At 70.2% G+C, this 12,622-nt stretch carries 9 protein-coding genes; 8 read left to right on the forward strand and 1 reads right to left on the reverse strand.

Features of this window, described 5'->3' with window-relative positions:
* Positions 1 to 89 precede the first annotated feature (89 nt).
* Entirely contained in the window at positions 90 to 1,016 is a 927-nt protein-coding gene (locus AB0E91_RS08705; protein ID WP_361777170.1) for a DUF3558 domain-containing protein, read from the forward strand.
* 99 nt (positions 1,017 to 1,115) lie between these two features.
* The gene (locus AB0E91_RS08710; protein ID WP_361777173.1) at positions 1,116 to 2,396 is read left to right on the forward strand and encodes a DUF2637 domain-containing protein; all 1,281 of its coding nucleotides are present in this window, start codon (positions 1,116 to 1,118) and stop codon (positions 2,394 to 2,396) included.
* Positions 2,397 to 2,469: 73 nt separating this feature from the next.
* Here AB0E91_RS08710 and lysS read toward each other — a convergent pair whose 3' ends face one another.
* On the reverse strand, positions 2,470 to 4,212 hold the full coding sequence (gene lysS / locus AB0E91_RS08715) for a lysine--tRNA ligase (RefSeq protein ID WP_361777176.1): 1,743 nt from the start codon (positions 4,210 to 4,212) through the stop codon (positions 2,470 to 2,472).
* Positions 4,213 to 4,369: 157 nt separating this feature from the next.
* On the opposite strand from lysS, the gene argS reads away from it, so the two are divergent.
* The 6 genes from argS (at position 4,370) to AB0E91_RS08745 (ending at position 12,608) form a co-directional block, all read left to right on the forward strand.
* A complete protein-coding gene (gene argS / locus AB0E91_RS08720) occupies positions 4,370 to 6,151 on the forward strand; it encodes an arginine--tRNA ligase (RefSeq protein WP_361777179.1) in 1,782 nt (593 codons plus the stop codon).
* 59 nt (positions 6,152 to 6,210) lie between these two features.
* Positions 6,211 to 7,086, forward strand: a complete 876-nt coding sequence (locus AB0E91_RS08725; RefSeq protein ID WP_361777182.1) for an SUKH-4 family immunity protein — start codon at positions 6,211 to 6,213, stop codon at positions 7,084 to 7,086.
* Between the two features lie 26 nt (positions 7,087 to 7,112).
* A complete protein-coding gene (locus AB0E91_RS08730; protein WP_361777184.1) occupies positions 7,113 to 8,771 on the forward strand; it encodes a hypothetical protein in 1,659 nt (552 codons plus the stop codon).
* An 81-nt stretch (positions 8,772 to 8,852) separates the two neighbouring features.
* Positions 8,853 to 10,130 (forward strand): hypothetical protein, encoded by a 1,278-nt coding sequence (locus tag AB0E91_RS08735; protein ID WP_361777187.1) that lies wholly within the window; start codon positions 8,853 to 8,855, stop codon positions 10,128 to 10,130.
* A gap of 173 nt (positions 10,131 to 10,303) precedes the next feature.
* The gene (locus AB0E91_RS08740) at positions 10,304 to 12,022 is read left to right on the forward strand and encodes a nucleic acid/nucleotide deaminase domain-containing protein (RefSeq protein ID WP_361777396.1); all 1,719 of its coding nucleotides are present in this window, start codon (positions 10,304 to 10,306) and stop codon (positions 12,020 to 12,022) included.
* A gap of 10 nt (positions 12,023 to 12,032) precedes the next feature.
* Entirely contained in the window at positions 12,033 to 12,608 is a 576-nt protein-coding gene (locus tag AB0E91_RS08745; protein WP_361777190.1) for an SUKH-4 family immunity protein, read from the forward strand.
* The last annotated feature ends 14 nt before the right edge of the window (positions 12,609 to 12,622 follow it).

The raw sequence follows: 12,622 nt of genomic DNA on the forward strand, positions 1-12,622 counted from the left end.
GTCACTCCGCGCACCGCGCGAACCGGAAACACACGTCTCCTTCACCGCGTACGGTGACCTGGCAGGAACCCGCACGAACACCGAGCGTCATGAGTGAAGGAACCATGCAGCGAGCCGTACAGCGAGACGACCGTGCCCACCATCGAGCCGGGCGCCTGAGCCGCGTTCTGGTGTGCGCGGCCGCGGTGCCCGCGGTGCTCATCACCGCGGGATGCTCGTCGGACTCCGGCGACTCCGCGAACAAGGAAACCCCGGCCGCCCAGCAGAGCGCGGGCGGTGACACGGCGGGCGCGTCCTCGTCGGACACCACCCCGACGGTCGCTCCGGCCGCGTACCAGAAGCTTCCCGAGCCCTGCGCGGCGCTGACCAAGAAGACGCTGGGCGAGCTGGTGCCGAAGAGCAAGTCCGGCAAGCAGGGCAAGACCGACGACAACACCGCCCGCTCGTCCTGCTCGTGGACCAGCCTGGCCGACAACGGCGTCAAGGGCTCGCAGTTCCGCTGGCTGAGCGTCTCCCTGCTGCGCTTCGACTCCGACGCGGCCCGGGGCAGCGGCAACGAGCAGGCCCACTCGTACTACACCCAGCAGCTCACCGACGCCCAGCACGTCTCGGACGCGAAGAACACCAAGTCGCAGCCGCTGACCGGCACGGGCGACGAGGCGACGGTGGTGCGCTACGACCTGAAGAAGAAGGAAGGCGCCTTCAAGCAGCAGACGGTGGTCGCCCGTGTCCAGAATGTTGTCGTCACGCTCGACTACAACGGCGCGGGTCTCGCGGGCGAGAAGACCCCGAACGCCGACGACCTGACGAAGAAGGCCGAGAAGGCCGCCAAGGAGGCCATCGCCTTCGTCTCCGCCGCCAACGGCCGTGGTCAGGCGCCGAGTTCGAGTGGCGGCGCGTCCGCCTCGCCGTCGCAGAAGCCGTCCGGGAAGCCGTCCGCCCCGGCCTCCGGCAAGCCCTCCCAGTCCGCCTCGCCCAGCGCTTCCGCGTCCGCCGGGGCCGACAAGAAGAGCTGACCGGCACCACGTTCGGCGTACACGTGTGCCACCCTGTTGCGCGCAACAACACGTAACGGGAGGGGAGTACGAGTGGCCGCGCCACTTCAGCTGACTCGGATGCACCGCGTACTCATCGGCGTGGTCGTGGCCGGCGCCTTGATCATCGCCGGTATCGGCTTCGCCGGTTCGTACGCGGCCGTCCGCGCACTGGCCCTCAAGAAGGGCTTCGGGAACTTCTCCTATGTGTTCCCGGTCGGCATCGACGCGGGCATCTGTGTGCTGCTCGCGCTCGACCTGCTGCTGACCTGGATGCGCATCCCCTTCCCGATGCTGCGCCAGACGGCCTGGCTGCTCACTGCGGCCACCATCGCCTTCAACGGCGCGGCCGCCTGGCCGGACCCGCTGGGCGTCGGGATGCACGCGGTGATCCCGATCCTGTTTGTGGTCTCCGTGGAGGCGGCCCGGCATGCGGTCGGCCGGATCGCGGACATCACGGCCGACAAGCACATGGAGGGCGTGCGCATCACGCGCTGGCTGCTCTCCCCGGGGCCGACCTTCCTGCTGTGGCGGCGGATGAAGCTGTGGGAGCTGCGCTCCTACGAGCAGGTCATCAAGCTGGAGCAGGAACGGCTCGTCTACCAGGCCCGGCTGCGCTCCCGCTTCGGCCGCGCCTGGCGCCGCAAGGCGCCCGTGGAGTCCCTGATGCCACTGCGCCTGGCGCGCTACGGCGTCCCGCTCGCGGAGACCGCCCCGGCGGGCCTGGCGGCGGCGGGCATCGAGGCGGTGGTGGCTCCGCCGGTGCAGGTGCTGTCCCAGCCGGTGCCGGTGGCGGGCGAACTCCAGCCGGCCCCGACGGCCCAGGGGGTCCCGGCGCAGGGCCGGCCGCAGCTCCAACAGCAGCCGCCCGCCGGGCAGTTCCAGCAGCCGCAGGGCTTCCCCATGGGCCCCGAGGGTCCCGAGGGCGACGAGCAGAGCCCCTGGTTCCAGGGGAAGGCGCCGGGCGACATGGAGTACCAGGGCGGCTACGACCCGGCCTTCGAGCCGGTCCCCGACCCCCAGTACGTGCCCGACGAGCAGTACGGGGACTGGTACGAGGAGCAGCCGCAGGAGCAGTTCCAGCAGCCCTCCCCGGAGGAGACGGGCAGCTTCCCGATCCCGGTCGGCCCGAACCGCACCCGTGAGCTGGGCGAGGGCGGCGGCGTCCCGGAGCCGGACGAGGAGGACCTGTACCAGGTCTTCCGGCAGTCGATAGACGGCAGTTACCCGACGGGCCCGATGCTCGCCGAGGACATACAGGCCACGTACGGCATCACCATGGAGCCTGGTGAGGCGAAGGGACTGGCCGAGCACTTCCAGCAGCGCCACATGAAGGAGATGGAGGAGGACCACATCGCCTGACGCGGCGCGTGGGGATACGTAGAGGGGGCGCCCGGTGTCACACCGGGCGCCCCCTCTCACGTCACCGTGCGACCTACTCGCCGAGCAGCGTCCGTACCCGGTCCTGGCCCACGGCCAGCAGCAGGGTGGGCAGACGCGGGCCGGTGTCGCGGCCGACCAGCAGGTGGTACAGCAGGGCGAAGAAGGTCCGCTGGGCCGTCTTGATCTCCGGCGGCAGCTCCTTGGCGGTGGCGTCGGCGGAGAAGCCCGCGCGCACCTTCGGGACGCCGTAGACCAGGTGGGTCAGGCCGTCCAGGGACCAGTTGTCCGCGAGGCCGTCGACAAGGAGGCGCAGCGATTCGCGGGCCTCGTCGTCCAGCGACTTCAGCAGCTCGGCGTCCGGCTCCTCGCGGACGATCGTGCGCTGGTCGGCGGGGACGTAGGCGTTGATCCACGCCTCGGCCTTGTCGTACCGGGGGCGGGCGTCGGCGAGGTCGGTGATCGGGTTCGCCGGGTCCAGCTCGGACAGGATGCGCAGCGCCTGGTCCTGGTGGCCCGCGGTGATGTCCGCGACCGAGGCCAGCGTGCGGTACGGCAGCGGGTGCGCGGTCTTCGGCAGCTCACCGGCGGCGGTGCCGACGGCGCGGGTGTACGCGGCGACGTCACCCGGCAGCGCGGAGCCGTCCTCCACCTTTCCGGCGAGCTTGTCCCACTCGTCGTAGAGGCGCTGGATCTCCTGGTCGAAGGCGATCTTGAAGGACTGGTTGGGGCGGCGGCGGGCGTACAGCCAGCGCAGCAGCTGCGGCTCCATGATCTTCAGCGCGTCGCCCGGGGTGGGCACGCCACCGCGCGAGGACGACATCTTGGCCATGCCGGAGATGCCGACGAACGCGTACATCGGGCCGATGGGCTGCTTGCCGTCGAAGATCCCGACGATCTGGCCGCCGACCTGGAAGGACGAGCCCGGCGAGGAGTGGTCGACACCGGAGGGCTCGAAGATCACGCCCTCGTAGGCCCAGCGCATCGGCCAGTCGACCTTCCAGACCAGCTTGCCCCGGTTGAACTCGCTGAGCCGGACGGTCTCGGCGAAGCCGCAGGCGGTGCAGGTGTACGACAGCTCGGTGGTGTCGTCGTCGTACGACGTGACGGTGGTGAGGTCCTTGCCGCACTCGCCGCAGTACGGCTTGTACGGGAAGTACCCGGCGGAGCCGGAGCTGCCGTCGTCCTCGGCGGCCGCGCCGGAACCCTCCTCGGCCTCCAGCTCGGCCTCGTCGACCGCCTTCTGCTGCGGCTTCTTCCCCGGGGCCTTCTTGGTGCGGTACTGGTCGAGGATCGCGTCGATGTCACCGCGGTGCTTCATCGCGTGCAGGATCTGGTCGCGGTAGACACCCGAGGTGTACTGCACCGTCTGGCTGATCCCGTCGAACTCCACGCCCAGCTCGGCGAGCGCGTCCACCATGGCGGACTTGAAGTGCTCGGCCCAGTTCGGGAACGAGGAGCCCTCCGGCGCCGGGACCGAGGTCAGCGGCTTGCCGATGTGCTCGGCCCAGGACTCGTCGACGCCCGCGATACCGGCCGGGACCTTGCGGTACCGGTCGTAGTCGTCCCAGGAGATCAGGTGGCGGACCTGGTACCCGCGGCGGCGGATCTCGTCCGCGACCAGGTGCGGGGTCATGACCTCGCGCAGGTTGCCCAGGTGGATCGGGCCGGACGGGGAGAGCCCGGAGGCGACGACGACCGGTTTGCCGGGGGCCCGACGCTCCGACTCCTCGATGACCTCGTCCGCGAAACGGGAGACCCAGTCGGTGGTCTCGGGGCTCTGAGCCACGATCGGCACGTCCTTCGGTTCGGAGTGTTGGCGGTCCGGCGGTCGCTCGTCCGCCGGCCTCCTCTTCATAATCCCAGACGGCCCCGCGCGCGAAAAAACGGCTTTACCTCCCATGGGATACTGGGCCGGTCTATCCATTCCCACGAGGAGAACGGCACCCCTTCCTATGGCCTCGGTCACGTCCCTCAGCGACTCCGTCCAGCAGCACCTCGCCTCCGCCCTCTCGGCCGCCCTGCCGGAGGCCGCCGGTGCGGACCCGCTGCTGCGACGAAGCGACCGGGCCGACTACCAGGCCAACGGGATCCTGGCGCTCGCCAAGAAGGCGAAGGCGAACCCGCGCGAGCTGGCCACGCAGGTGGTGTCCGGGATCGTCACCGGGGACGTGATCGCGGACGTCGAGGTCTCCGGCCCCGGCTTCCTCAACATCACCGTCGCGGACAAGGCGATCACCTCGAACCTGGCCGCGCGCTACGCGGACGAGACCGGCCGTCTCGGCGTGCCGCTCGCCGCGCACCCGGGCACCACGGTCATCGACTACGCCCAGCCGAACGTGGCCAAGGAGATGCACGTCGGCCATCTGCGCTCGGCGGTCATCGGCGACGCGGTCGTCCAGCTCCTCGAGTTCACCGGCGAGAACGTGGTCCGCCGCCACCACATCGGCGACTGGGGCACCCAGTTCGGCATGCTCATCCAGTACCTGGAGGAGCACCCGCACGAGCTGGACCACAAGGAGTCCTCCGCCGCCGAGGTCACCGAGGTCTCCGGCGAGGAGGCCATGTCGAACCTGAACCGCCTCTACAAGGCGGCGCGGGTGCTCTTCGACTCCGACGAGGAGTTCAAGACGCGGGCCCGCCGCCGGGTGGTCGACCTCCAGGCGGGCGACCCCGCGACGCTGGCCATGTGGCAGCGGTTCGTCGACGAGTCGAAGATCTACTTCTACTCGGTCTTCGACAAGCTCGACATGGACATCCAGGACCCGGACGTGGTCGGCGAGTCCGGCTACAACGACATGCTGGCCGAGACCTGCCGCCTCCTGGAGGAGTCCGGCGTCGCGGTCCGCTCCGAGGGCGCGCTCTGCGTGTTCTTCGACGACGTCAAGGGCCCGGACGGCAACCCGGTTCCGCTGATCGTCCAGAAGTCCGACGGCGGCTACGGCTACGCGGCCACCGACCTCTCCGCGATCCGCGACCGTGTCTTCCACCTGAAGTCCGACAGCATCATCTACGTCGTGGACGCCCGGCAGTCCCTGCACTTCAAGATGGTCTTCGAGACCGCCCGCCGCGCCGGCTGGCTGAACGACCGGGTCAAGGCGCACCAGCTCGCCTTCGGCACGGTCCTCGGCAAGGACGGCAAGCCGTTCAAGACCCGTGAGGGCGAGACGGTGCGGCTGGTGGATCTGCTGGACGAGGCGGTCGAGCGGGCGTCGGCGGTCGTGCGCGAGAAGGCGCAGGACCTCTCCGAGGAGGAGATCGCCGAGCGCGGCGCCCAGGTGGGCATCGGCGCGGTGAAGTACGCGGACCTGTCGACCTCGGCGGCCCGTGACTACAAGTTCGACCTGGACCAGATGGTCTCGCTCAACGGCGACACCTCCGTCTACCTCCAGTACGCCTACGCCCGTATCCAGTCCATCCTGCGCAAGGCGGGCGAGGTCCGCCCGGTCGCGCATCCGGAGCTGGAACTGACCGACGCCGAGCGGGCGTTGGGCCTGCACGCCGACTCCTTCGGCGAGGTCGCCGCGGAGGCGGCCGCGGAGTACGCCCCGCACAAGCTGGCCGCGTACCTGTACCAGCTGGCCTCCCTGTACACCTCGTTCTACGACAAGTGCCCGGTCCTGAAGGCCGAGACGCCGGCCCAGGTCGAGAACCGCCTCTTCCTGTGCGACGTCACGGCCCGCACCCTCCACCAGGGCATGGCCCTCCTCGGCATCCGCACGCCCGAGAAGCTCTGACGTCCGACCCCTTAAGGTCGGTGGGGAGTGACCGCTCCCCACCGACCGAGAGGTGCCCGATGCCCGAGCGCGTTCCCGACCCGTCCACGGACCACTTCGGCCCGGACGGTATGCGCCGGTTCCAGCTCCCCGGTTCGTACGGGACACGGCTGCCGGAGGCGGCCCGCGAGGCGCTGACGGACACCGGGGTTCCGCTGCACGTGACGCCGTACTTCACGGCGGCGGGCGACACCGACGGGCTGACGCTGGGGATGTTCGCCGGGCACCAGGGGCTGCGCGCGCCCGCCGGGCAGGAGGACTGGCTGCGGATCGGCACCGACCCGCTGGCGCACCTGTGCGTACGGCCGGACGGCGCGGTCCAGGCGGTGTTCCTCGGGCTCGGCGAGGACGACATGTTCGTCAGCTCCGGCATCCCGGAGTTCGACGCCTGTCTGGCCGCGCTCGACCGCAGGCTCCCGGTGATCGCCGCCTCGGCCAGTCTCCCCGTGGCCGCCGCCGCGTTCCGCGAACTCGACGCCGAGCTGCGGCAGATCGACCCCGACGCCTTCGCGGAGCGCGAGAGCTGGTGGCCGAAGGTCCTGGACGACGTGCGCCACACCCTCAACTTCCCCTTCTCCGCCGCCTTCGAGTACGTCGACGCGTCCGGCGCCAAGCAGATCGCCACCGACTCGACCGGTCCGGGCCTGCCCCACCCCGAGGAACTGGTCTGGCACACCCTGCACGCCCAGGGCGTCACCCCGGAGCAGGTCCGCCGCGTCTACTGCGAGTTGGAGCCCTGCATGATGCCGGGCCACTACTGCGCCGTCTGGCTCCAGGCGACCTTCCCGCACGCGGAGTTCACACACAGCTTCGACTACGGCGACACCGCCGGGTCCCGCGAGGAGGGGCTCAAGGAGCTGATCACGTACGCGGCGGAACACGGCGGACGCGGCTGACTCCGGTGCGAGAGGGGGAGCGCACGATGGACCACTGGTCGCGCCCTGCCGCGGGCCGTGAACCGGCCGCCGCCGCACTGCTGTCCTGGCTTGCGGACCCGGACGCGCCGAGACTCTGCCTGGTCACGGGCGGCGCGGGCGGCGGCAAGTCGACGTTACTGGCCTGGCTGGTGGGCCACGGCACGCGCCCGGACACGCGGGCGGAACGGCGGGTGCACGGGTTCGTGCCGCTGGCCGGACAGTCCGCGCTGACGGCGACCTGGACACTGGCGCGGCAACTGTCGGTGGCGGCGCACACACCGGGCGGGCTGGTGGCCGCGCTGGCCGCCGACGGGCGCCGTACGGTACTGGTCCTGCCGGATCTGCACGCGGCGGAGGACCCGGAGGCGGTGAGCGAACTCGCCCTGGCCCTGCTGGACTTGGACCAGGTGCGGCTGGTGGTGGAGACGCGTCCGGAAGCCGGTGCGCGACTGAGGGCCACCGGCTCAGCGGTGATGAATCTGGACGAGGACCAGTGGACGGACCCGCGCCGGTACGCCGAGTGGGCGGCGCGGCAGGCGCCGGAGCAGTCGGCCGCTGAAGCGGAAGTCCCGCTGCCGCACGTCGACTTGGACGACCCGACAGCGATCTGCGCGGCCGACCCGTGGCACGTGACGAGGCTCTTCGAACGGTCCGGTGGGTCTCACGGGGGCCTGCGGGAGGCATGGCTGCGCGCGGGCCTGTCCCTGACGGACGCGCGCGACCCTTCCGTGCGCGCCCTGACCCTTCTCTCCGCCCTGGGCGACGCGGCCGACCCGCGCCACCCGGAGACCCTCGCGGCGCTGGCAGGCGGTTCCGCGTGGGGGATGGCCTGGCGCCGGGTGCGCGACGACGTGCGCCCGCCGTGGCCGGGCCCGGCGCGGGCGCTGACGGTACGGGGCGGGCAGCTCCTGGTGGCCGACCACCAGGGCACGGTCCGCCTGCTCGACGAGCAGGACGCGACCCCGGCCGGCCGTCTGCCACGGTCCTCCGACCGCCTCCAGGCCCTCGCTGCCGCCCCCGAGGGCGAGGTGCTGGCCCTGGACACCGAGGGCACCCTGCGCCTGCGCGCGGGCGCGGTCCGCGAGCGGAAGGGCCTGGAGGCGCTACTGGACGACGGTCCGGCACCCCTGGAAGGGCTGCTGGAGAGGGTGAACGCCCGGCTCAAGGAGCACCCGGGCACGGCACTGGCGGCTTCCGGGACGGTACTGGCGACGGGGGACGCGACAGGGAGGGTGCACGCCTTCCCCCTCTCCCCGGAGGGCGGCACCGAACGCGATGCCGTACTGCACGAGGGCCCCGTGACCGCGCTCGCGGCGCTGGACCTGCCGGTCCCGCCGGAGGCCGAAGGCCAGGCGATCCCCCTCCTCTACAGCGGGGGGCTGGACGGCCGGGTGCGGGCGTGGGGTCCGCGGGCGGACCCGCTCGGCACACCCCTGGCCGCCCGCGCCTGCCCGGTGACCGCGCTGGCCGCCGGAGTGACACCGGACGGCCCGGCGCTGGCCGTCGCCTGGTCCGACGGCCTGGTGGAACACCACACCCTGGACTCCGACGACCCGCCCCGCACGTTCCATCCGGGCCTGGCGGTAAGGGCGTTGACGGTGACCCGGTCGGGCCTGCTCGTGATCGGCACGGACGAGTCGCTGATCGCGCTGTCCGCCGTCTGAAGTTCGCGGATACGGCCGCTGTCAGTGCCGTGCACGATCATGTTGCTCCGGAACAACGGAAGTTCACGCGGGGAGACGGCCATGGACCTGTTCAAGGCGCTGGCAACGGGCGACGGATACGAGCGGGAGGCGGCACGGGTCAGACTGACCGCCGGTGGCCGTGCGGCGGTACGCCCCCTGCTCGACGAGCTGCTGAACGTCAACTCCCCTGTGAAGACATGGGAAATGGAACGGCTGCTGGTCAAGTGGATTCCGGAGCACGCCTACGACGAGGTGCTGACGGCGCTCGCCGCCGCGCCGGACGAGGAGTCGCGCCGCCGCCTCAGCCGCGTGTTCACGTCGTTCGGGACGGTCGACCGCTACATCGCGGCGCTGAGCCATCCGGCCGCGTCCGTACGCCGGTCGGCCGCGTACGGCATCCAGTCCGCCTGCTCGGTGGCCTTCGGCCGGGAGCCGAACCCGGACGTCGACTACGACGTGCTGATCGCCGCGCTGATCCCCCTGCTCGCCGACCCCGACCCGGGCGTGGCCCAGCGCGTCATGTGGGTGCTGACCATGCTCGGCCCGGGTGTCCTGGAACCCATGCGCCGCATCCGCGAGCAGGGACCGGGCAGGCTCCGGGCCTCCGCGTTGTCCGTGCTCGCCGCGCTGGGCGGCGAGGAGGCCCTGTCGGCGGCGGACCGGGCCGCCGTGGACCGGCTGATACGGATCAAGCTGCTCGACGACCAAGCCCGGTCCCTGGACGTGTGCTTCACCTCCTGGATCGCCGTACCCGGCGGTGACCAGCGGGGCATCGCGGAACTGCTCGGCCTCTACGAAGCCCGGCCCGCGACGTTCGAGCTGGGACAGGAGATCGGCGCCCACGACAGCCATGACGGCGCCGAGTACGGCAGGGTCTACGTCACCCCGGAAGTGGACGGCTGGACCCTGGTCCTGGGCCCCTGGTGCAGCCCCACCGACGAGGAGCGGGCGGATGAAGTGCTGCGTCTCGTCACGGAGTTGAGCATCCGCTACGGGCGCGCCCACGCCTACTACTTCGGCGATCAGGGCGGCGGTTCGGGCTGGCTGATCGCCGAGAACGGCACGGCCGTACGCCGCTGCAGCGGGACCTGGGAGGACGAGGACAGCGAGTACGAGCTGGGCGAGCCCCTCCCCGAGGAACGCGCCGCCTTCGAGGAGAGCGGCGAGGAGGAGTGGACGGACTTCGCCCCCTACCTCGCCCCGGAACTGGCCGCCAAGCTGGGAGTGAGCCCCTTCGACCTCGGCCCCCACACCACGGTGCGCGGCGCGGGCTTCGTCGCGCTCACCCCGTACGCCCGTGAGCACGGAAGGCCGAGCACGGGGGCGTACGCCATCTGACGGGCCTATGCCACCTGGCGGGGCGTACACCATCCGGGGGCGTCGTGATCACTTCATGGAGCTTGTCACAGCCCTGCCATGAACACCCGCACACTCTTGCGGGTCAACTGCCTTCACTCGCTAGGGTTTTCGTACTCATACGCTGAATCACGGGGATGAGGGGCGTCGCGGGGATGGGCTACACGCTGCCTGGCTGGCTGGACGACGTGCTGGACTTCATCGGCATCAACTTCCCGAACGTCGACGAGGACGACTACCGCGAAATGGCCGACGCCATGCGGGACTTCGCCGACAAGTTCGAGGGGCACGGCGCGGACGCGCACAAGTCGGTGGAACGCATCCTGGCCTCTTCGCACGGCTGGGCCGTCGACTCGATGGAGAAACACTGGTCCCAGGTCAAGGCCGGCCACCTCGACAAGATCCCGGAACTGGCCCGGCTGTTCGCCGACGCCTGCGACATCGTCGCGGACATCATCTTCGGCATGAAGACCAAGGCCGAGGCAGAACTCGTCATCATGGCGGGCTCGTTGGGCATCTCGGCCGGCCTCGCGGTCGTCACGGGCGGCCTGTCCGCCCTCATCGGCGCCGCCGAGGTCACGGCGATGCGGCAAGTGATCAAACGCCTCATCGACGAGGCCGTGGACCGGATCGTCGACGAGCTGATCGCCCGCGTCACCGAACCGGTCAACGCCAAGCTGGAGGCGATGATCGAGGACGCCGTCCTGAACATGGTGGACGACGCCTTCTCCCTCCCCCCGGTACCGAACGGCGGCGACGGCGCCCACGGCCACCACGGCATGAAGCTCGCCTCGGCGGGCGACGGCGGCCTCAGCCTGGCCTCCTCCGGCGCAGGCTCCTCCGCCGCCGACCTCTTCATCGACCACGACGAGTTCGAACACGGGGCGGGCAGACTCTCGACCCACGGCAGCGAACTCCGCCTGGCCGGCATCTCCCCCCTCGGCCGCGCCAGGGGCGCCTTCGGCCGCACCCGAGGCCGCGACGCCTTCACCCAGCCCTTCGACGCCATGCTCCACGGCGCCCTGACCGGCTGTGAAAAAGCCATGGTCAAGGTCGGCAAACACCTCCGGGACACCATCCCGGAACGCGTCAAGGCGACATCCCGCCTGCACAAGGGAACGGACCTCGACGTCGAGGACCGGGTGAAGCGGATCAAGACGGAACACGGCGGGGACGGCAAGACCCCGATGTATCTCCTCAATGCCGATGGCAGCGTCTACCGTCTCCACCACGACGGGAGCAAGGTCCGCGTCAAGGGTGACGAGACCGGCCTGCCGGACGTGGTCCGCGAGGACGGCAAGGTATGGCGCTACCGGCAGTCGGTCGACGGAGGAAAGAACCCCTACCCGGTGGAGGAGCCCGCGTCCGGCGGCCCGAAAGTGCGGTCCAGGCGGCTCGCGCCGGACGAGGCCAACGACCTCGCCCACGCCACTCAGCTGGCCCGGTATGCCAAAGCTGACTACAGCAACGGCAATTACGCCGCCTCGCATTACCTCGACAGCAACGGCAACAGATTCATCCTGGTCGGCCACAGCCAAGGCGTCCATTCGGAGCGGACCATCGGCTATCCCGTACTCAAACACGGCAACAAGAAGGGGATCGGCCCCCTCTACACCGAACGAGAACCGTGCCAGGACGCCAGCTCATGGTGCGACCAGTGGCTCGCCCAGCACTTCGACGAGAAAATGGACGTGACGCACTCCCACAGCTACGACCAGACAAAGGACGCCAACGGCAAGCGGGATTCGCAGATGGACCGCGAACACAAGGAGTTCGTCCGGAACCTCCGCGACTGGCACGGCCGACATGGCCTCGATGCTGGGATGATGACGGAATCGGACGGCGCGGCCATGAAGGCCGCACGAGGCAAGTGAGGCCGACAGCATGTTGTTCAGCGTTGACCACGACACCTTGACGGGATCCGCTCTCGTGGACGAGGTCCGCTGCCTTCCGGAAGCCACAGCCCGCGCCTACGGCTTCCAGGGCGCGACGCTGGACTTCCTTGTCCGCACCGGCCTTCCGTCGTCCGACGCGTACGACCTGTGGTTCGGCCCACCCGCCGAGTTCGATCCCGAGTTCGTCTGGTCCTTCACCGAGCAGGCCGATCAGGGATGGGTGAACCCCGATCGAGCCGAAACCGTCGTGAAGCTCGGCGGATTCCTCACGAACTCGGTCGCGATCGACCCGCGAACGGGAATCCTGTACCAGTACACCGAGGGAACGAAGCGGGTCATTCCCCTCCACGGCGATGTCTCGTCACTCGTCCACACCGTGACCGAATTCCTCGACTACATCGACTCCCACTCCGATTCCGACGACGAGTACGACGACGCCCACCGACGCAACGAGGTCGAGGCGCTCATGGCCGGCATCAGTCAGGTCGACCCTCTGCCCTTCAGGGATGAGCAAAGCACGTGGAACGAACTGTTCGAGAACCTGTGGATGGGCGTCTACACCTGAGCGCGGCGTACACG

Origin of the sequence: Streptomyces sp. NPDC026659 (genome assembly GCF_040638245.1) — a bacterium.
Classification (GTDB): domain Bacteria; phylum Actinomycetota; class Actinomycetes; order Streptomycetales; family Streptomycetaceae; genus Streptomyces.